General features: G+C 41.1%; 20 protein-coding genes. 3 read left to right on the plus strand and 17 right to left on the minus strand.

Translation table 11 applies throughout. The features are described from left to right. Positions 1 to 76: 76 nt before the first annotated feature. From LCM11_RS06490 to LCM11_RS06520, 7 genes are all read right to left on the minus strand, one after another. On the minus strand, positions 77 to 688 hold the full coding sequence (locus tag LCM11_RS06490) for a class I SAM-dependent methyltransferase (RefSeq protein ID WP_224893430.1): 612 nt from the start codon (positions 686 to 688) through the stop codon (positions 77 to 79). 92 nt (positions 689 to 780) lie between these two features. After that, positions 781 to 4,557: an AAA domain-containing protein gene (locus LCM11_RS06495; protein ID WP_224893431.1), complete on the minus strand. Its 3,777-nt coding sequence runs from the start codon at positions 4,555 to 4,557 to the stop codon at positions 781 to 783. Between the two features lie 145 nt (positions 4,558 to 4,702). Then, the gene (locus LCM11_RS06500; RefSeq protein WP_224893432.1) at positions 4,703 to 5,542 is read right to left on the minus strand and encodes a hypothetical protein; all 840 of its coding nucleotides are present in this window, start codon (positions 5,540 to 5,542) and stop codon (positions 4,703 to 4,705) included. A gap of 81 nt (positions 5,543 to 5,623) precedes the next feature. Next, positions 5,624 to 6,097, minus strand: a complete 474-nt coding sequence (locus tag LCM11_RS06505; RefSeq protein ID WP_224893433.1) for a divergent PAP2 family protein — start codon at positions 6,095 to 6,097, stop codon at positions 5,624 to 5,626. Positions 6,098 to 6,216: 119 nt separating this feature from the next. Next, positions 6,217 to 7,716: an FAD-binding domain-containing protein gene (locus LCM11_RS06510; RefSeq protein ID WP_224893434.1), complete on the minus strand. Its 1,500-nt coding sequence runs from the start codon at positions 7,714 to 7,716 to the stop codon at positions 6,217 to 6,219. 251 nt (positions 7,717 to 7,967) lie between these two features. Further along, complete coding sequence (locus LCM11_RS06515) at positions 7,968 to 8,336, minus strand: hypothetical protein (RefSeq protein ID WP_224893435.1); 369 nt, start codon at positions 8,334 to 8,336, stop codon at positions 7,968 to 7,970. Positions 8,337 to 8,474: 138 nt separating this feature from the next. Then, positions 8,475 to 10,670, minus strand: coding sequence for an ATP-dependent helicase (locus tag LCM11_RS06520; RefSeq protein ID WP_224893436.1), 2,196 nt, complete (start codon positions 10,668 to 10,670; stop codon positions 8,475 to 8,477). 329 nt (positions 10,671 to 10,999) lie between these two features. Here LCM11_RS06520 and LCM11_RS06525 point away from each other — a divergent pair, with 329 nt between their 5' ends. Both LCM11_RS06525 and LCM11_RS06530 read left to right on the plus strand, forming a co-directional pair. Further along, the gene (locus LCM11_RS06525) at positions 11,000 to 11,173 is read left to right on the plus strand and encodes a hypothetical protein (protein WP_224893437.1); all 174 of its coding nucleotides are present in this window, start codon (positions 11,000 to 11,002) and stop codon (positions 11,171 to 11,173) included. A gap of 162 nt (positions 11,174 to 11,335) precedes the next feature. Further along, entirely contained in the window at positions 11,336 to 12,502 is a 1,167-nt protein-coding gene (locus tag LCM11_RS06530; protein ID WP_224893438.1) for a DUF4317 domain-containing protein, read from the plus strand. 186 nt (positions 12,503 to 12,688) lie between these two features. On the opposite strand, the gene LCM11_RS06535 is transcribed toward LCM11_RS06530, so the two are convergent. Then, positions 12,689 to 13,288 (minus strand): class I SAM-dependent methyltransferase, encoded by a 600-nt coding sequence (locus LCM11_RS06535; RefSeq protein ID WP_224893439.1) that lies wholly within the window; start codon positions 13,286 to 13,288, stop codon positions 12,689 to 12,691. Between the two features lie 211 nt (positions 13,289 to 13,499). Beyond that, positions 13,500 to 13,625 (minus strand): hypothetical protein, encoded by a 126-nt coding sequence (locus LCM11_RS20375; RefSeq protein WP_263622350.1) that lies wholly within the window; start codon positions 13,623 to 13,625, stop codon positions 13,500 to 13,502. Positions 13,626 to 13,999: 374 nt separating this feature from the next. Here LCM11_RS20375 and katG point away from each other — a divergent pair, with 374 nt between their 5' ends. Beyond that, the gene (gene katG, locus LCM11_RS06540; protein ID WP_224893440.1) at positions 14,000 to 16,240 is read left to right on the plus strand and encodes a catalase/peroxidase HPI; all 2,241 of its coding nucleotides are present in this window, start codon (positions 14,000 to 14,002) and stop codon (positions 16,238 to 16,240) included. Between the two features lie 243 nt (positions 16,241 to 16,483). On the opposite strand, the gene LCM11_RS06545 is transcribed toward katG, so the two are convergent. From LCM11_RS06545 to LCM11_RS06580, 8 genes are all read right to left on the minus strand, one after another. Then, positions 16,484 to 17,107 (minus strand): RQC-minor-1 family DNA-binding protein, encoded by a 624-nt coding sequence (locus tag LCM11_RS06545; protein ID WP_224893441.1) that lies wholly within the window; start codon positions 17,105 to 17,107, stop codon positions 16,484 to 16,486. Between the two features lie 304 nt (positions 17,108 to 17,411). After that, positions 17,412 to 17,699 carry a YkvS family protein gene (locus LCM11_RS06550; protein WP_224893442.1) on the minus strand — a complete coding sequence of 96 codons (288 nt, stop codon included), beginning with the start codon at positions 17,697 to 17,699 and terminating at the stop codon, positions 17,412 to 17,414. A gap of 217 nt (positions 17,700 to 17,916) precedes the next feature. Beyond that, on the minus strand, positions 17,917 to 18,117 hold the full coding sequence (locus LCM11_RS06555; protein WP_224893443.1) for a hypothetical protein: 201 nt from the start codon (positions 18,115 to 18,117) through the stop codon (positions 17,917 to 17,919). A gap of 204 nt (positions 18,118 to 18,321) precedes the next feature. Beyond that, positions 18,322 to 18,771 (minus strand): hypothetical protein, encoded by a 450-nt coding sequence (locus tag LCM11_RS06560; protein ID WP_224893444.1) that lies wholly within the window; start codon positions 18,769 to 18,771, stop codon positions 18,322 to 18,324. Between the two features lie 28 nt (positions 18,772 to 18,799). Further along, positions 18,800 to 19,174, minus strand: coding sequence for a hypothetical protein (locus LCM11_RS06565; RefSeq protein ID WP_224893445.1), 375 nt, complete (start codon positions 19,172 to 19,174; stop codon positions 18,800 to 18,802). A 197-nt stretch (positions 19,175 to 19,371) separates the two neighbouring features. After that, positions 19,372 to 20,115 (minus strand): hypothetical protein, encoded by a 744-nt coding sequence (locus LCM11_RS06570; RefSeq protein WP_224893446.1) that lies wholly within the window; start codon positions 20,113 to 20,115, stop codon positions 19,372 to 19,374. Beyond that, on the minus strand, positions 20,116 to 20,577 hold the full coding sequence (locus LCM11_RS06575) for a protein-export chaperone SecB (protein ID WP_224893447.1): 462 nt from the start codon (positions 20,575 to 20,577) through the stop codon (positions 20,116 to 20,118). A gap of 20 nt (positions 20,578 to 20,597) precedes the next feature. Further along, the gene (locus LCM11_RS06580; protein ID WP_224893448.1) at positions 20,598 to 21,143 is read right to left on the minus strand and encodes a hypothetical protein; all 546 of its coding nucleotides are present in this window, start codon (positions 21,141 to 21,143) and stop codon (positions 20,598 to 20,600) included. Between the last annotated feature and the right edge of the window lie 487 nt (positions 21,144 to 21,630).

The raw sequence follows: 21,630 nt of genomic DNA on the forward strand, positions 1-21,630 counted from the left end.
GATAATGAACTGGAAATCGAATCTTTTTTAAATGGATTTCTTTTTTCAGCTAAAACACCTGTCGCTTTTTTTATAATCAAGCATGCAAAGGTCTCGCCCACACGAGATGAACGGAGTTAAATAGCGAGCTTTCCACCCGCTTTATTTCTAAGGTTGAATCGTTTAATAACTTCAACATATCCCTGTTCACATGGCATCCAATCCGATTTTTCACCAATGGATCCATCAGGTGTTGAAAACTGGAAACCAGGCGGTTTGTACTCACGCCGTGTTCCAATAGAAGGATTTGCCCTTCTTCCTTACATAACGTTCCGAGCTTATCGAGTACTTTTTCCGGATTAGGATAGGAGCACATCGACAGGGTGGATACGACCGTATCAAAAGAACGGGCAGGCAAGTCGAGTTCCTCAACATTTTCAACCATAAAGTCCACCTTCAAATTCCGTTCAGCCGCTACTCCTTTGGCCTGTTCAATCATGGTCGGGCTAAAATCCACTGCCGTTATTTCAGCATCTTCAGGGTAATATTGAAAATTTGTTCCTGCTCCTACCGAAATTTCCAGGATGTTCCCTTCTGCTGAGTGCAGCAACTTTCTTCGCCATTTATGATCCACGGTTTGTTTTCTTGCTCGTTTGGCATATTTTCCGGCCTGCTTTTCAAAGAGTTTAATCTGTCGATTGATTTCCAATGAAGGTCTCCCCTTTATAGTAAAATAGAAAATAAAAAAGTTTCTGACCTCCTCCTAAATTCCACAGAGCGTCAGAAACCTTTCTCCTCAATCTACCCTTGCTTGACCATTTCTTTTTGAATCTTTTCCTCATTCACTATTGACTGAACCAGCTGATCAATTCTTTCGATTTCTGCGATGGAATCTTTCCACCAGTTCCTGCTCCAAATACGCGTAAGTGTCCACCCTTTACTTTCCAGAAATCTCTGCCTGTAAACGTCCCGTTCTCTGGCCGTTAGGGAACTGTGATACATTGCTCCATCACATTCGATTCCTATAATATATCTATTTTTTTCATGCGGATGAACAATTGCCATATCAATCCGATAACCGGACATTCCAACTTGAGTATCCACTTCATAGCCAATTTCGACTAACTTATTATAAACCTCTTCTTCAAAAGGAGAATCAAAGTGTAAACTTTTTTCCTGTCGTTTGGTGCTCATTTCTTCATTCAATCTCTGTAAAACTGACTCCGATTTTTCTTTGTGCAGAGCGGATACAGCCTGGGCATATTCCATGTAACTCTTTAAATATTTAGGCCCATCATTTTTTGTACCTGCCACATTTAATTCGTAAGGCTCAATACTGGAAACAAGGTGAACCTCTTCTTTTGCCCGGGTTATCGCTACATTCAGACGATTCTCTCCCCCCTGCTGATTTAAGGTTCCAAATCTGTTATGAACGCGGCCTTCCTCGTTTTTTGCATAGGTGATTGAAAAGATAATAATATCGCGCTCGTCCCCTTGAACATTTTCAATGTTTTTCACGAAAATCCTTTCGTCTAATTCTCTTCCCATCACCTGTTCGTAAAGAACACCAAATTCTTTATCTTCTTCCGCACGACGCTCAATAATTGATTCGATGGTTTCTTGCTGCTTTGAATTAAAGGTGATGATTCCTATGGTTTTGGAAGCATCCTCGATGAGTTTTTGTTTTAATAGAGTGACCACTTCTTCACCTTCTACCCGGTTGCGCTGGTCGACCCACTGACCTTCAACTTTATGCCATTGTACGGAAGATGGGGATTGTAAGTGATTCACGTTCGGTGCAATTTGAATATTTCCGTTGTAGTAAGCGTGATTGGAAAAGTTGATTAACTCTTCTGATTTGGAACGGTAATGCCATTCAAGCAGACTGCTTGGCAGGACCCGCTTCGCCAGATTTAGTAAACTCTCGGACTCTTCGAAATCTTCCTGCTCTTCATCCTCATCCTCCTGCACACTTCCTTTAAATAAGGAAGATGGAGGAAGCTGTTTCTCATCTCCAGCAACTACTACTTTCTTACCTCTGTAAATGGCTGGGATCCCGTTTTCCACCGTGCACTGAGAAGCTTCATCAAAGATCACAAGATCAAACATTTCCTCCTCTAACGGAAAGATAGCTGAAGCCACTTCGGGTGAGACAAGCCATACGGGCATTACGTCAAGAAGACCGTGTAAAGCGTATTCATTTACTAATTTCCGGACCGGCCAGATTTTTCGTTTCTTGCCCGTTTGGTGGGTGATTTCTTTTATAGCCTTAGGGTACGTGCTTCTTGCATCTAAAAGGATTTTCTTTCTTTTATTTTGAAGCATTTGAATGGAAAGTTCTTTCTTTTCAACTAGTAAATCCTTCAATTTATTACGCAAATGGTCAAAGTCATCTGTGCCTATTTTCGTTAAAGCGGGATATTTTCTTTCTACTTCATCGATCCAATAAATGTACGTAGATTGCTCAGCAATTTCTTTCCAATGCTCCGCTACATTTTTATCAACCGCTGGATCGCTCTTTTCTTTTAATTGGTCTATAATTTTTTTCATTGTTTTAGAGCTTTCATCATAAAGGCGATCCATCTCTCTTAGGTCTTCAAAATCTTCTTTCAAGAAATTTTGCTGTCTTTGAATACTAGAAAGAGGGATATCTCCTGTAGAAATACGATTTTTGTAGTGTTCAATCGTATTTTCCGAAAGATAATCTTTCATATCATTTAAGTTCTTGGACATATCTTCTGAAACATTGGCTAATTCATACAGAATGCTCAAACTCTGCTTTAACTTGGGCCATTCTTTGGAAGACATCCCTCTAAACTTATCTCCGCCTAGCAGGTCTTCAACGATGGTTTTACCCGTGAAAGTGGTCCACATCCACAACCTGAGCTTTTGCAGGGTTTTCTTATCATCCTCATTTAAATCGTCATAGATCTTAGCAATTTTGTCATCGACTTCCCAGCTATAGGCAGGAGTAATGTCTTTTTCTTCAAAATGTTCTAAATATCCAATGCTATTTTCTGCTTCTTGAATAACCCTGTCTAATAGTTCTACAATTTTGACCCGGTCTTTCATTTCCAATCGGCCAAATGACTTCCTGTCTTTCAGAGGATAATCTCCTGCTCCAAAACGGCTGTAATAGCGGCCGTAAGAGAAGATTTTGATCAAGACATCATTTAAATTATCTTTGTTTAATTCGTCTAACACCTGGTCGAGTTCTACAATTTCTTCTTGTTCCTTTGCTGGTTTTCCAATCGCATACAGATCGTATGCTCTGTATCCATGAGGCTGAACTTCATAGAGTCCTTGGGCAATATTGTCCAGTTCCTCCTCTGTTTGGACAATCCTCGCTGAAAGGTTTTCTAGTTCATTTTCCAGATCTTTATAACTTACTTCATTGGATAGCTGTTGATTTAATTTACCATAGAGTGCATTTCGATCATTCTTCTCATCGTGAAGAAGAGCAGCGTTTGCCGATAGCCCAAGACTGTCCAGCCGCTGATAAACGACATCCAGGGCTGCCCTCTTCTGTGTAACTAGCATAACTCTTTGTTCATTCGCTACAGCGTTCGCAATCATATTAACGATAACCTGTGACTTTCCAGTACCAGGCGGCCCGTGTACCACGATTCCTTTTTCATGCTCCAGCGAATCAATAATATGTTCTTGAGAGGCATCGGTATCCAGAACCAGGAATTTAGATTTCTCTTTACTCACTTTATCTTTGGAAACATCCTGGGCAGCCGCCAGGAGACGATCAACACCTTCAGCATCCTGATCTTTGCCAATATCCAGTAATTCAGATACCAGTCCTAATGATTCATCCTCATTATCCAGCTTCTCCATAAATTGTTCATAATCTTTCAAAATAGCTGAATTGCCTTGTGGGAAATGACCAATTACCGCCTGATGATGCAATCTAAAACGTCCCTTAGGAACTACGGGGATACCCTCTTTTTTATAACTCCCAACCTCCTTAATACTTTCACCAACTAGAGGTTCGACTTTCATACCGTAGCCCTCCAGCCACTCTGCCAGATTCTCTAAGTCCATGGAAGCTGCCTTCTCTTCTGCTTCTTCATAAATAAGTTCAGGCACATGCAAATCACTCAATTTTTGCAGGGCAAGGAATAAAGAACGATTCAGTTGGGGAGCTTCCTCAGGAATAGGTTCGACTTTCCATTCAATTCCATGCTTTTTTTCTTTTTTTAATCGAACAGGGTACAGGAATAAAGGTGCTCTTATATATGTACCATCTGTCATGGTTCCATCGATAAATGGGTAGCCTGCATATAAATCGTACAGCCCTGTTTCTTCTTCAATGGCACTTAAATTCCTAAACAACGTCGTCAGTTTTTTAGAAAGAATCTGCGCTTCTTCCTGGTCGTGACTTTGTTTAACAAACGTTTTTTCTTTATTGTTTAATAAGTCTCTTACGTAATCTCCTGGGCTTACATTTATCTTTTTTAACTCACTCATATCAAAAGTCCATTTATCATATACCTTAAGCATCCGTATCGATCGGTTCCGACGGCTGAGGTCGTTTAAACGATCCCTCAGTAGAACCATTTTTTCCTTCACAACGATCACCCTAATTCTAATTATTTATTGCCTCTATTATACAATAAAAACCATATTCCCTTAAAATATCCTCTGATTCCATAAAAATTTTCTACATAAAAAGACCTGAACCACAAAACCTGCCTGTGATTCAGATCTTTTACCATCAAGAAGACACTTGTCCCTCTGCAATTAATCGTTCCGCCCATTCCACTACCTTACGATTACTACTCACATACATCTCCTGATCACCTCTGCCAGAAGTCTGCATTTCAATCCCGTCAGCTCCTTCATTCCATACTTTAATATTATGGGTGAACTGCTGCTGTTCACCTTTGAAACAGGAAGGCAGTTTCCATTGGGTACGATTTCTCGCTCCTTCTTCAGTTAATACTAACCTTTTATCATAACCGAACGTTCCCCAGCCTCTTTGACCCGGATTCTTTGAAAAGTCTGCAGCAGCTGCGTAAATACAATTACGTTTGCTCTTATTATCATCTTTTTCCTGGATATGCGGATGATATTCTGCCCACGACGGCACCTTATCCTTATGCACATCCCATACCTCTTCTACTTCCATATAGCCAAAAATCACATGAAGATCAGGAGCGTCCGGCACATAACGATACTTCCCGTTTACTTTTTCAACTTCTTTAAACCAGCCGAAAAAAAGAAACAGGTCACCCGGACCAACGTCACGATTGTGCAAGGTTCCCTGAGAAATGCCGCTCTGACCGAACAAGCCCCGCCATTCCTTCGGGCGATTCTTCATCATGGTGGACTCCAAATCCGGGTCCAGATGCGTCTCAGAGTATTGCCTTATCCCTAGATCTTTCATCATTTTAAGGTAGCTTTCTGTGCTGGTAACCATCAGATCTTTATAAAAAATGCCGGTATCCGCCCTCGGGATATGAAAAGGGAGAAGCCGATTGTTGTAAATGGGACTGGGCTTACCACCCGCGCTGCCATCAAATGCCTTACGACTGAGAATTACTTTTCGACTCAATTTCCTCCGCCCCCCTTATATTCTTCATGATTATGTTGAAAAAAAAACCAAAAATCATCCTGTGATTTTTGGTTTGTACGACTACCTCTCTCTATTTTCAAATTTCGCTGAAATAAAACCAAGAGCAGACCCAAACAGAGCACCACCGAGCACTTCAACTGGCTGATGGCCTAATAGTTCTTTCAGCTCTTTCTCCCGCTCCACAAACTCAAAACTTGGAAAATCGCCTGCAATTTCAGCGAAACTATCCTCTAAGTCATTCACCAGCTTAGCAATTTCGCCTGTATGACGGCGAATCCCTTGCGCATCGTACATGACAATCACACCAAATACGGTTGCCAGCGCTGTTTCAGTGTGGCGGGATCCTTTATTGGAAGCTATGTAGGTCGTTAACGCCGCAACTCCTGCCGAGTGGGAACTTGGCATGCCTCCGGTTGTCGCCACCTGTTTCACATCCCATTTACCTGTCATTCTTTTGTAAGTGACAATCTTGAGTGCCTGGGCCACCCCTATGGCGGTTAATGCGGTTAATATTCCTCGGTTCATCTTCTGCATTTCGTTCACCCTTTATTTTACAGTCATTCTACTTCCTTATACTCATTTCATTACCCTAAATGTAGTGTTTTAATTCATTAAATTCTTTTTATGGGGTACGGTTTCTTTCGCTTGCACGATTATTCGAACAGGTCCAGGGACAATTGCTCTTCTGTCTGCTGCTTTCGTTTCTTTTCTCTCCGCTTCCTGCTTCCATGCTTTTTCAGCTGCTTGTGCGCCCTGGATTTTGCTTCATCGGTCTGCTTGACAGACCACAACAAGTCCCTGGCCTTTTTATTAGCAGAAGGTATATCAACAATAGGAGCCGGGTAATCCAGTTCACTAAAGTTCGGCAGTTCCCAGGGCTGATGAATGAAGGATACGGGAATAGCTCGAAGTTCAGGTACGAACCGCTTGATGAACGCCCCATCCGGATCATGATCCCTACCCTGTTTGACTGGATTATAAATACGGATCGTATTAAATCCGGTCGTTCCAGACTGCATTTGAATCTGACTGTAGTGAATGCCTGGTTCGTAATCCAGAAAAAGTCCTGCAAGTGCATGACCCGGTTTTCGCCAGTCCAGCAGTAACGTGTTGCAGACAAACGATACCACCATCGCACGCGACCTGAAATTGACCCAGCCGGTTTCATGCAGAGCCCGCATGGCTGCATCGATCATCGGGATGCCCGTCTGCCCGTTGTACCAGCGCGTAAAGGCTTCTTCATTCCACTCGTTTCGGATCTGATCAAATGCGGGGTTAATGGCATGCTCTGTAATGGTTGGATCGTCCTCCAGCCGCTGGATGAAATGACAATGCCAATGAAGCCGAGACATAAACATCTTTAAATGCTTACGTCCCTTTGGAGAGTCGTCCATCTTTTCACGCGTTTTCTGTACCGCATAGCGCATCGATAAATTACCCCAGGAAAGATATGGCGAAAGCCGGCTGCACGATTCAGCTGAAGCCATTGGTTTTGAAATATGAAAATGGTAGCTCTCATAACGATTGTCTAAAAAATCATTAAACGTGTGATGAGCACGACGTTCCCCGCCCACCTGACCAGTTGCAATCCGCTCCCCTTTGACTTCAAACTTTTTCAGTACATCAAGGTGGTCCGTCAACGAATCTGGCACTTCATTGGTTTCCACACACGGAATTTGATCCGAGACTGGAATTAGTGGCTTATTCATAAACTGTTCCCAATAAGCTTGAAAATCATCCCTGGACTTCAATCTTCGTACTACACCATAATGCTGGTACTCCTTGAAATCTAATCCTCGCTCCTTCATCCAATCATGCACACGCAGGTCACGTTTATACGTATGAGGTGTCCCATTCTCTTCATGGGCATGTAAAATGAACTCACCAAAGGTACGATGGATGTCCACTAAAACTTCCTCCATCTCGCCAATCGCTATAAACAGATTTCCGCCTTTTTGCCGAAAACTTTTCTGAAGATCCATAAGGCTCTCTTTCACAAACTGAAAATGGCGTGCCGAGAGTTCCTGCTCCAGCCATATGGAAGGTTCTGCTACGTAGATAGGTAGAATCGGTTCACCACTTTGAACCGCTTCATAAAGAGGCTGATGATCATATAAACGTAAATCCCGCTTCAACCAAACCACGTGCAGCATACCATCCACTCCTTGTTCGTAGTGTATTCATTGTATAATGTGGGAGGAGGCTTTGCACGAATTGATGTTCCCCTATTTGGAGGAGCGTTTCGGTCTCATATTTTTCAAAAATTTTTTAAGTAGATGGATGTTTGATCATGGTACCCCAATGTGCTCTACCCATTCTGTATCAAGGACTCGTACAAAAATATATAAGTAAGGAAGCTGCTCCGCCAATCAGAACAGCTTCCCACGGATTCGGGCCGAAAGCCTTAAAATTTGTAACCAAATACAGCCACATCAATTGCACTCACCCCGGAATCAGACGGTACCTCTGCTTTGATTGCCAAGTCAAGACCAGGCGCATGGTAAGTTCGAGTCAGATGTTCACCTGGCTCAAGGATAAGTAGATCCATCACTAAAAAGTTAACCTGATCAATTTTCGTAATTAGTTTCAGGGTTACAGTTCCCTCTGAAACAATCCGGTTCCCTGCAATAACCCGTATCGTATAAAATGGCTGAACATGTATTCCATCAGTTTGCGTTCCTGTAACTACTATCGATTGTCCTGCTTCAATCGCCTGCCCGGCTGGTTCTGTCATAAAAAGAAGGTTATTTCCTCGTTGAGCTCGTTGAGACATGTAGCTCCCCTCTCATCCACTTTTTATATCCTATGAAGAATGAAGGGGAAAAGGAATGATTAGTTTATGGACACTGACCTTTTTTAGAAACTCCTCCACTCGGTAGATCCCCCTGGTTTGTATAGCGGGTCTTCCTTTTTATAGCTTCTTAAGCAGACCGTTGCTCAAACAAACGTCTAAAAGCAGTTCCTTGTAACCACCCTCTTCAAACTGAATCCCAATTTGATCTCCACCATACTCTTTAATCACACCTGGCCCAAACTTACTGTGAACGACCTCTAGCCCAAGATCAATATCATCGAACTGAAGCAGACTTTCATCCGACAAATCTGATGCAGCATACTTAATCTTCTTAGAGGCTGAGGTTTCGACTGCGGGCTGAACAATCTTTTTCACATTTGTTACAAAAATCGATTCTGTCACGCGCTCACTGCCTTTATAGTGGTACGTCAGGAGTTCCAGGTTCGTCCGAGCCCGTGTCATACCTACATAAAACAGTCGTACCGCTTCTTCCATGGGACCGTACTCTTTATTACGATAGCGCTCCATATCATTCTGGGAAGGAACGACTCCATTAATGAGATCAATCATATATACCTTGTCATACTCTAAACCTTTAGCACTGTGAAAAGTGGTGAGCGTCAAATTACTTTTATTCTTATTGAATTTAGACGTTTGCACGAGATGCTCCAATTCCTTCAAGCGATGGGCAAAGTCTTTTAACGTCCCCAGACCTTCCGCGATCTTTTCCAACGTGTCAATGATGCCGAAAAGATGCTCCGCGTTAAAGCCAAATTTCTCACACATTTTCTTGATCGCGTGGTCGTACCCTAGCTTTTCACGGATCGTTCGAATAGCTTGGTCCGGCGGCATTTGATTGATGGATTGGAACAGCTTCTGTGCTTTTGGAATGGCCTTCTTCTGGTAGGAAGGCAGCTCGCTTTCAAGCAATGTATCGAAGACAGAGGTTTCAATCGGCAGCTTTTTCAAATAGGCGATTTGCCGCTTCGAGATATAGGCATTGAATTTCATATGGATTCTTTCGAGGATATCAATTCTACGGTCATTATAAGAAAAGCGCATGAAATTCAGCATATCTTCAACGATCCAGTGTTTGAAAAACTTCGGATCAATATCTTTCATATAAAAATGGACTCCCGCCTTGTCCAGCTTATCCGCAAGCGGCACCGCAGAAGCGTTATTCCGATAGAGGACAGCGACTTCCTCACTGACTCCGCTCTTTTTTATCTCTTCTGTCACGTACTTCAACTGATCCTCATAATGATTCATCGTCTTGATAGCGACTGGCTGATCGGATGAATTGGCCGTGAACATTTCCTTTGGATAGCGATTCTGGTTACGTTTGATGAACTGGTTGGAAGTCTGGACGATCTCCTGGGAGGAGCGATAATTCTGCGACATCGTCATCACCGTGGCTCCAGGGTACTCCTTCTCGAACTGCAGCAGCTTCGTCACATCCGATCCCCGCCACATAAAGATGGACTGGTCATCATCTGCCACCACACAAAGATTGTTTTGAGGCTGGGATAACAGCTTCACAATCTCATGCTGAACGACGGAATTATCCTGGCTCTCATCTGTTAGAAGATACTCGAATTTCTTCTGATATTTAGACAAAATGGCGGCATCATCTAATAAATACTGATAGCCATACGTCAGCATATCGTCGAAATCCAGTAACAGCTGAGCTGTATGATTTCTCTTGAAGCGTTCATAGGCTTGATAGATGGAGACCGCATTTTTAACGGTGCAGGTGATTTTGTCCAATTCCTTCCCCGAAGCCATCCGGTTTTTCACAAAACTGATATACGTCATCAATTCGTCCATCTCGTCATCTGTCATTTGGGTGCCGTTTGTATCTTCGTAAATCTTTTTCAAAATAAATTTCTTATGCAGGGGTACCTCTGGACCGTCCCAGCCTTTTTTCCATTCGTCCTGTGGAACCTGCCCTTCAATCAGCTGAAACTCCTGATTTTTCTTTCTCAAATATTCCCGAACGACCTGGAAGGCAAAGCTGTGTATCGTGGAAAAATGGACTTTTTCATTCGTTAATCCAAAAAAGAATCGATCGAAACGGTCCGACATGTCCCGGGCAGACGCCTTACTAAATGTGATCGCCATAATTCTGTCAGCTCTCACCTTTTTCTCCAGTAATAAATAGCCAATCTTCATATTAAGTGTAGTCGTTTTTCCTGATCCCGGGGACGCAAGCAGTAAAAGCGGTCCATCCGTGTGTAAAACGGCTTGTCGCTGCACGTCATTCAAACGGACACCCGTAGTTTCTTCCATGAATGCAAAGAAGTCCTTCGTCATAGGTACGTCCCTCCTTTCTATCCTTGCTACAAAGAAAAATAGATGGAAGAAAGGAGAAACCCCTCTTCCATCTATTCCTATCAACCGATTGAGTGATCGCCCACCCAATATCCTTATCACATTATATCTTCTATAGGAGTTGGATTCCACCTCTAAGGAGTGAAATTTAATCAAAAGAGGCTGCCAGTAACTTTTCCTCCTAGGATTGGACGATCCTCTCTTGTGATGGGGCCTTCCTCTCTCGCGATTGGGCCATCCTTACTGTATTCCTTCATTCGTATAAATTCTGCACAGGATCTTATACTAAACCTGAAAAGGAGGCGATACTCATGGCGAAAAGAACGAAGAAGAACGACCCGGAGCAAAAGCACAAAAACAGCTTCGATCCTAAGAAAGCTGACACGGAATTTGCAGAAGGATTCGGGAGCGCAGAAGCCAATCGAATCCATAAAGAAGAAGCTAAACGCGCTAGAAAATCACATCGTCCTAACCAGGCTAACTAAAGATATACAATAGACTCCTTCCTATGGGAGGAGTCTTTTCCTTTCCCTGTTTCGAAAAAACCGCCCTACTCCCATCTTTCCTCTATTAATTCTAACGCTTGCTTCCACGATCCCTATGTTAAAATAATAAGGAAGGATTATAAGCTTAGGAGTGGACGATTGATGGACAAAAAAGATATTGCAGATATCCGCAGACAGTTCAAAGTGGATAACGATCTGATGAAAATATCAGATATTTTTAACGTATATATTATGAAGGAAACGACAGATATTTATCACCATCAGAGCCAGCCATTTGAAATGCTCGACCAGGACCAGCAGGAACTGTTTATGAACAATTTCAAGAAGGTTTTGACTGGGCAGCTGGATGAAAAATTATTTGAATTGAAATTTGTGCGCGAAGCCGAAGACCATAGTCAGCTTATTTTACATAAAGGGCTATTGAGCACGAATCTCGAGGACTGGAAGGAACAGATGCTTACGATGACCGAAAAGATGATTCGGGACAACCCTTATGAAAAGGATGTGGTCATCACTTTCATCCGCGGCGAGTATTTGAAGCCGGCGAAGCGCCGTAATGACGAAGCAGAAGAAAGTGAACGGGACGCTGTTTATTCCAATTCCTTTATACTGTGTAGTGTTAATCAGACACAGGAGCCTAAAAAAGAGATCCAGTTCGACTACGTGGAGAAAGAATTCAAGTATAAAATTGAGGTAGATCCCGTCATTGACCTCAAAAACCCGATGACCGGATTTCTTTTCCCAACCGTGACCGACGGGGCTTCTGATGTTAACCACGTTCTTTACGCTTCGGGTAAAGCTAATGAACCAGACTACCGCTTCATTGAAGACGTATTAAACGGCGAAGAAATCATGACGGCCAAAGAAGACAAGGCGGTGTTCGAAGAGGTCATTAAAGATGTCGTCGGCGACCAGCTTAATCCTTCCACTCTTGCCAGTGTATACGGGGAAATCAACCGCGTCGTGGAAGAAAATGAAGAAGATGAACCGCCAAGACTCGATTATAAAGATGTGGAGCGCGTGCTGAATCAGAGCGGAGAACAGGTCGACTCTGAAAAAGTGAAAACTGCTTTCCAGCGTGTAACGGATAATGAAACGTATGAGCTGAAAGCAAGCAGCATTGTTCCTAAATACAAAACTAAATCGATCAAGATCAACACCAAGATCGCTAACATTTCCATCAGCCCTCAGGATCTGGAATATGTGAGACAGGTCAACTATAAAGGGAAACGCTGCATTATGATTGAAGTAGAAGAAGATGCAGAGATTGATGGATTTAAGATGCTTCCAGAAGCTTTTGGAGAGTAATACCTACTACTGGTCCAGATAAAAAAACAACACGAAGATTGATTTCGCTCAATCTTCGTGTTGTTTTTTACTTTTAAGCAAACCTAATGGATCTCCTGTAAAAAATTCTTCCCGGCTATACTACCCTTACCAATTTGGATGAAGGTGAAGGGCTTCAACGACCAGTTGCTCACTATTTAAGCTCAATTATTTTTGGATCAAGCCTTGTATCACATGACCGAGGCCGTTATGCCGCTCCCCTTCGTTTCGCTCAACCTCTCCATAGTAGAAATGAAGACATTTATAATCTTTGATCCATCTTAGGACATCTTCTGGGGCGTACAGCATTTCCGTTGTTTTAGGTCCACCTGTCCCATAGGTTAATTGGTTTTCAGAATAAACTTCAAAGAGGATATGTCCTCCTGGTTTTACAGAACGGATCATTTGTTCCATCAGAAACGATTGATCCTGTTTAGGCACGTGACCAAATACCATAACGGCAGCATTAAATTGTTCGGGCTCCATTTCCATTTTGGTTAAGTCGCCTTGAAGCGTTTCTATACTGACGTCTTCTTCTTTTGCTAGCTGTTGCGCTTTTTTCAGACCTTGATCGGATTGGTCCAGTATCGTCACGTCATGGCCCATTTTCGCTAAGTACACGCCATTACGCCCTTCTCCCTCAGCAAAGCATCCGATTTTGCTATCTTTAGGGAGCCGTTCGCTCATCTCTTTAATAAAAGCATTGGGCTGCTTTCCATACGCGTAATTGGGTTCGGAAAATCTTTGATCCCACATTTCTTTCGACATATTACATACCCCCTGTTGTATAGTTCTACGGCAAGTATATCACGTTCATTTACCTTCATATAGGAAAGGAATGTAAATTAACCTCTGCCAGTCATTATGAACATGCGATCCCCTTGAAACCCTTATAAAACTCTCAAATATGTAAACATATATAAAGACGGAAACCGCAAGATCTGGCTTCCGTCTTAACATATTAAGCATAGACGAGCCTTTATTTGATGCGATCGTCCATCTGTTTACTCGTTTTGTTTATCGTGATTCTCTCTTCTCCTGTACTCGGCTGGACAGCATCTCTACCTTTTTGAATGTTACGTTTCGACTTGGACTTTTTGCTCATATTCATTCACTCCTGTTTTAAATAATCGATCAAGCTTAGTGTGATCTTTCAAGACTTTTTTATGTGCTGTTTAAAGGCAACCTTTAATGAAACCACTATAGCGATAAAAAATCTTATCTATTTAAAAACGATAAAATCTACTTTCAATTCAGTAAATTTGTTAAAATAAGAGTTAAGAGAATCTCAAATCCTCCATGATAAACATCAGTTTATTATCATTCCGCTGTGCCCGCACCCCTGATTTTTCGCTTAATTGAAAAAAATCTTTTCAGAATCTATGCATCTCGCTTTCCATTTAAGTAGTAATTTATTATAATTATAATCTAAGATAGATTATAATTAGTTTTTCCAACATAAGAAGGGAGAATTTATACATGGATAAAAATGAAATGAATAACAATCAGCCCGAGAAGTGTCCGGTTATGCACGGAAAAACAGAGGAAGAGAACGCCGTTACGACAACTAAAGTTGGTACGACCAATAAAGACTGGTGGCCAAACCAGCTGAACCTGCACATATTAAATCAGCACGATAAGAAGACGAACCCAATGGGTGAAGATTTTGATTACGCGGAAGAGTTTAAAAAGCTGGACTATAACGCCCTGAAACAGGATCTTGAAGAACTTATGACAACGAGCCAGGACTGGTGGCCTGCTGATTATGGACATTACGGCCCGCTTTTCATCCGTATGTCATGGCACGCAGCCGGTACGTATCGTACAGGTGATGGACGAGGCGGAGGAGCCACTGGCTCTCAGCGTTTTGCACCGCTTAACAGCTGGCCGGATAATGCGAACTTGGATAAAGCACGCCGACTATTATGGCCTATTAAACAGAAATACGGTAACAAGATTTCATGGGCCGACTTACTCGTTCTTACCGGTAATGTGGCGCTTGAATCCATGGGCTTAAAAACCTTTGGCTTTGGCGGAGGCCGTGAAGACGTCTGGCACCCTGAAGAGGATATCTACTGGGGGAATGAAAAAGAATGGCTTGGTGACAACCGTTACTCAGGCGACCGCGAGCTTGAAAATCCGCTTGCTGCCGTTCAAATGGGACTTATCTATGTAAACCCTGAAGGACCAAACGGACATCCAGATCCAAAAGCAAGTGCCCGCGATATCCGAGAAACCTTTGCAAGGATGGGAATGAATGATGAAGAGACTGTTGCGCTCATCGCCGGCGGTCACACCTTTGGTAAAGCACACGGAGCTGGCGATGCGGAAGCCAACGTAGGCGCAGCACCAGAGGCCGCGGATATTGAAGCGCAAGGATTAGGCTGGCAAAGCAGTCATGGCAGCGGTAAAGGCCGTGACACGATCACGAGTGGCGTAGATGGTGCCTGGACCCCTAACCCAACGGTATGGGACAACGGTTACTATGATCTATTATTCGGCTACGAGTGGGAACTTACGAAGAGCCGCGCAGGGGCCAACCAATGGGCTCCTGTTAACCCTAAAGAAGAAGACCTTGCTCCAGATGCAGAAGATTCATCTGAACGCGTGCCTACTTTTATGACAACAGCCGATATGGCGCTGCGTGAAGATCCAACTTATGAAAAGATTTCACGCCGCTTCCACGAGAATCCGGATGAATTCGCTGACAAATTCGCTCGTGCCTGGTTCAAACTACTTCACCGCGACATGGGACCAAAAGCGAGATATCTCGGCCCTGAAGTTCCAGATGAAGACTTAGTCTGGCAGGATCCAGTTCCAGACGTGAATTACACTTTAACGGACACTGAAATCGCTGACCTGAAGGAAAAAATTCTTAGCTCTGGACTGACTGTGAGCGAACTCGTGAAAACAGCATGGGCTTCTGCCAGCACATTCCGTAAATCCGACATGCGCGGCGGCGCGAATGGTGCCCGCATCCGTCTAGCTCCACAGAAAGACTGGGACGTAAACGAACCGGAACAGCTGGCCAACGTCATTTCTGTTTATGAAGACATCCAAAATGATCTTGATAAAAACGTGAGTCTCGCTGACTTGATTGTACTTGGCGGTAGTGCAGCCATCGAAAAAGCAGCCAAGGATGCAGGTGTTGACGTAACCGTTCCATTTGCACCTGGACGCGGCGATGCTACTCAAGAACAGACCGATGTAGAAAGCTTTGAAGTCCTTGAGCCAATGGCCGATGGATTCCGTAACTATGAGAAGAAGAAATATGCGTGGAGTCCAGAGGAACTATTAGTAGACAAAGCTCATCTACTAGACCTTTCGGCACCAGAAATGACCGTTCTAGTAGGCGGTATGCGTGTACTTGGCGCTAACTACAACGACACGGAACATGGTGTATTCACTGACCGCGTCGGCACACTTACGAACGACTTCTTCGTAAATCTGCTCGACATGGGAATCGAATGGCATCCAACCGAATTCAACACCTACGAAGGCCGCGATCGCCAGACAGGCGAACTCGTGCGCACAGCCACACGTGTTGATCTTGTTTTCGGTTCAAACTCTATCCTGCGTTCCTACGGGGAAGTTTATGCACAAGACGACAACCAAGAGAAATTTGTGCGTGACTTCGTAAATGCCTGGGTGAAAGTTATGAATGCAGATCGTTTTGATTTGAAAGCAAATAAAGATTCTTTGGCGTATCATAACGCATAATTGAAATAAGCCCCACACTTGGATGCCGTAATGGCATTCGGTGTGGGGCTTTTTAGATGAAATTTTCTACTTAATCTCTAGTACAAATTTGGCAGTCAATATTAATAGGAAGATATTGAGCTCCACTAACCAGTCCACATAGGAGGCAAGTCAGTCCGATCGCAGCTAGTTCTCCGTTGCAAGAACTTACATTGCTTTATGTCTTGCTAATCCACTCATAAGATCACTGCATGATTCATAAACCTAGAGAAAAACATCAAACCAAGAATAACCTTCCATCGCTTTCCTAACCTGCTCATTCCTCTCCTCTAACCAGGTCCGATCGAAAGGTTCTTTTTCTTCCAGCACTCGGATGGTCTGTTTGATAGCCGCACGAACTTTTCTGTAATCTTCTTTTTCCCATAGCTGCAAATAAGGAATAAAATCTTTTTTTCCGGTTGCTTTTATTTTTTCAAGCATTAATAGAATCATTCCCCTGTTCCTATCCTTCAAATAGGTCATATCCGGAGTCTTCTTGCCGCTGCTAAGCCACTCTTCCCATTGGTTGATAAATTCGTCCGCACGTTGATCAGACTCAATCAACCACCCTCTCTCTGAGAAGACAATCAATGGAAGCTTGCCAAAGTTCTCTAACTCGAGGTAATCATAACGAATCATCCAGTTAATCTTCTTGTTAACTTCTTCGAGTTTTTCCTTCTTAAAATATCCATAAGAAGGACAAGTATCTAATTTATATTCTAGAACTTTCTTTTCTTTGGAACCTTTTAAAATCTTAGCTAGAAGTGTCCTTCCTCCTTCAGCAATGATTGGATCTGCAGCTCTCAATATCGCTTTGATTTCTTCATGACTAAGTCGGGTTGGAGGCATGAATACTCATCTCCTTATGATTTTAACCCTATTATTACATGCTCAGTTGCCCCGTCAAGAAATGATTTTACAGACCTATTATTCTATTTTCCGGAAAAATCTAGAACCATCTTTCACTGCGCTAATAAATTTTGTTTATTTATTAAAGCCAGATACAAAAAAGAGCAGGGGAATTTCCCTGCTTTACCTTCATTCATCCCCACGACCCTATTAAGAATAACTATCAATGAAAAATCTCGCACTCAAAAAGAGGAGCACACTTGATCAGCGTGATCCTCTTTCTGATATATTATTATTGTTAAACTTACCTGTCGCGGCGTTCTTTAATGCTGTAGTTTGTATGAGCCACAACGGTTTTTTCGAATTCTAAATTGCGCTCGTGGAAATCTTCCATAATGGTCATGTCGCAAACAACAGAGTTTTGTAATCTAGTAGAAGTTACGACAGCCTCAATCTGTTGGCCATCCATTTGGAAAGTAATGATATCGCCTTCCGTGGCTTTGTCTTCCTCTTTTACTTTTTGCTCTTCTTCTGCCTCTTTCTTTTTAAACGCAGCATCCATTAAACTCTTGCTTACATTTTCATCAGCCATGAAAAAATCCCCTCCTAGTGAATGTAAATGTTCATTTGTGTCATGATTCAGGCCATGAGTTCCTTTATCTATACCCTTATTTAAGGGCTCTCATTCTTCTTATAGTATTACGTTAACATGATTCTTTTTTAGAATCATGAGGATATCGCTTCCAACTAAAGGAGCAGGTTTCAAATACAAATAACAAAAAAGCAGGAGCATTCCCCCTGCCTTTCCTTCATTCATCCATTTCCACTACTCTTACTGCCTTACTTCCACAGTTTTTGCATTTCCCCTCCAGCATCACACCCATAGGATGATCCGTGATGATAAAATCTGTTATGGTGACTTCATCCATACAGGAGCGGCAAAAAACGTTTGCTATGAGTTGCTTTCTGTGATCTTCAGGTATGGCTAACCATTTTTTGTTTGCTTCCATTCAAGCACCTCCTATAAGAATGTCTATCAAGTCTTACTTATCTTTTTTCTCAAGCCACGTCACACACTCCACGTGTCCGGAGTGTATGTGGCAATACAATGGGATGTTGGTGAGTTTACACTCAAAAAAAAAGACAGTTGAATTCATACCAACTGCTTAGAACTTGAATTTTCTGCTCTATCATATTGAATTAATTTTATTGTACTACCAAACTTCTGCAATCGGATATTTCCCTTTATGGCTTAAGTTTAAATCATCTATTACTTTTTTCACTTTTAGTAAGAGTGACGATTCAAACTCCTTATAAGTCTTTCTAACATGTTCTTCTAATTCTTCTCTAATAAGATCCATATCGTGGCATTGTTGATCTTTAGGTGTTTTAGATTTGCTATGAATTAAGTCTAATTCAATTGGTCCTTGAGTTTTCGTGCTTTTTTCGATAATAGTTTCAATAATTGGTTCGTGATAATTCAAAAACACTTGATAAGCTAACCAAGCTAAGCTAGGAGTACCAAAGGTTGCTTCGTACATATATACATTTGTCACTCGTCTTGTAAATCCTTGTGAATCTTCTTTATGCATTTCAAATAAAGCATTATCTAAATTTATCTCATAGTGCATATTTCCAAGAATTTTGACTTTACCTTTTCCCATTTTACCACCCCATTGTAATATGAATCAGTTATTTAATAATATTTTCTTCTCTTGCCTTAAGAAACAACTTCTCTAATTGTTCAGGGGTAACATCTAGCGGTCTAAGAATTAATCTCAATTTCTCATTCGGTTCTTGTTTATAATAAGCAAACCTAACCTCTTCCTGATTTAATTCCTTGACCGTAATTAATTCAATAGCTGCTATTCTATCTTCTTCTATAACGATAGTAGCACGCTTCCATATTTTACAATATTTAGTTTCATGGATAGGTTTTGATTTAGTACTAATATCGTTGTTTTTTTTCTCTGATTTCTCTCTAAGTTTCCTGTCACGCTCCTCTCTCTTCTTTACAATTGCTTTGGCTTGTGGATCTTTATCGTGCATACTGTAATTGTATCCCATTTCTTCCCTCCTTTTCCCGAATATTTAATAATTCGCCAAAAGGAAAAAAAAACCTTTATTAAAGTATAAAACCTAAGCATTTTTGCTTAGGTCGAAGAGAGCCTATTAGATTATAGGGCTTAAGTTTATTAAGAAATAGTCTTGAATGAAAGACGTATTACGATCTAAGATATGGACAGTCTAATTCTATTAAAGTTCTATCCCGTCTTTTTCAACTCGAATAGCTCGTCCCTACCCACCAACAAGTATTCACTAGTTTTTAAATCCAGGCTTAGCTCTTTTAAGCGATATTCGGTTAAATCTTTATTATCTAAAGTAACTAAAAAAATGACAAAAGGTACTTTACCAGTGGTAAGTTCTGCAGCCAGTAATTTCAGGTACTTTACATCCTTTGTTTGGTAACTTCTAGGACTCAGTTTAATCTCAACAAATTCACCATTTGCCCCATCCCAAAAACCTGCATCCACGGATTGTTTTGGCTTGTCTTCATCATTATTTTCTTTGTCAATCATCACACTGGCTGGTCGATATTTGATTTCTTTTCCATCTAGCACTACTTTCACTCCGTAACCAGTTTTGCAGATTTTATCTTTATGTCTTTCTTCAAATATTTTTTCGAATAGCTTCTCTGGTACTAACCCCCTCATTTTTAATAGTTCATCATCTGTGGAGCACACAGAAAAAAAATCTTCTGCTAAAGCAGCTAACTTCTTGACATCCGCAGCTGCTTTTTTCCTTCTTCCTACCATTTTATCAGACCACATTTTCAATACAGGTTTATAATTTTGTAAATTTCGGGGCTCACTAATCCTCATTAAATCCGCAAATTTCTCAACTAAAAAACTAGAAGAATACAATAAGTCTGCAATCTTTTCTGCAACAGGATCCAAAGTAGGGGTAGGCCAATCGGAAGTTGCAAAACATATTTTCTTCATACTCATCTACTTCTCTCCTGTTTCTTCAGGCATATTTTTTCCTATAGATTCCAATACATCTACGGTAGGAAGATTAATAGGTTCTATATCCATCTGAGATGTTAGAGAAGTTATTAAGGATCTATTGTAGGAAAGTAACTGCGGAACCAATTGAATATCCACCCATCTTTCTAAGGCTGTGGGTTCCATGTAATCGTCGGAATAAAAAACCCCACTATAAGTAACTTCTATATGTACGTCAACTTCATCAGTTTCCAAATTTCTGCTTTTCACTTGGGTCCTTAGATAACCCTTTGCAGAACTTTCTTCTTTCAATTCGATTTTCTTTTGAAAAGTGATTTCGTTTATATAGTCACCTTCTAGTTCTTCATTTTCTTTTTCTATTGTTACATCTTCTAGATAAGTATTTTTCATTTGAATTTTCATACGAGAATATTTATAATCTTCAAACAGTTTTTCTTTATCCATTTTTTTCAACTCCTTTATTCCTAATAATAACAAAAAACCTGCTGATGTTCAGCAGGTTTTTCAAAGTGTATTTCCCATTTTCCTTCATTACGTGTTTTTGACTTTGGTTGAAAAGGTTCCTTATAACCTTTGGAGGAGGTTTTTCCTTCACTAGCAGCAGACTCTTCTAGATATGCCAGAGTGACCTCTCTAATCGCATAAAGTGTATCAGCAACTGAAGTAAAGTAACTACTCAATATACCATTCTGTACATCAATTTCTAATAACATTTCACGATACTCAAGTAAATCCAAGACATCATCATTATCTGGAAGGCTATGTCGTAAAATAGTTTTCAAACTTCCTTGCCCTTTTTCATCTAACCAGTCCCAAAAATAACGTTGTTTTCCTCCATTTACCTTTGCATCGTCTATCAAATCTTGAAGGCTATCGTAATCATTTAACTCAAATCCAGTTAACTTCTCTATTGATGTCATTATTTGCTGTACGATTGCAACAAATTTTTCATCAGCTTCAGTGTTAATATCCTTGTGAACCCCTATGAAACTAAATAATGTGTTGGTCATAGTAGTTCCTCCTTTTTGGTCACCCTAATACTATGTATTCCTGAATTAAAATATTACCAAACATTTCTATTGTACTCAATAGGTCAATGTTTTCATTAATTCTGCCCAATTGTTATATGAATATGCAGTAAGCAAAAGATAATGTTTAAAAACCCATTGTTTCTTTATAAACTTATTCTACCCATTACATTAAATTTCTGCAAATATTAACTACATATATAATATCGTCAATTTCACCTTAAATATTTAGACTCAATTCCATATGTAATTTTGACTTGGGGGCAAAAAAAGTAACCTCACCTGGGTAAGGTTACTTTTTTGTCGCTAATCACTTCTCCATGAAAAGCCACTGCTCTTTATAATATTAATTATAACGTAATTTAAGCTTTATATCCAATCTTTAAGAAAAAGAAAACGTCTATTCTTCTTAGCTAAAATATACAAAGAACAATATTGCATTAATTGATTTAAAGGGTTTAATTAGATA

Source organism: Halobacillus halophilus, from assembly GCF_020171985.1.
In the GTDB taxonomy this organism is placed as follows: domain Bacteria; phylum Bacillota; class Bacilli; order Bacillales; family Halobacillaceae; genus Halobacillus; species Halobacillus halophilus_A.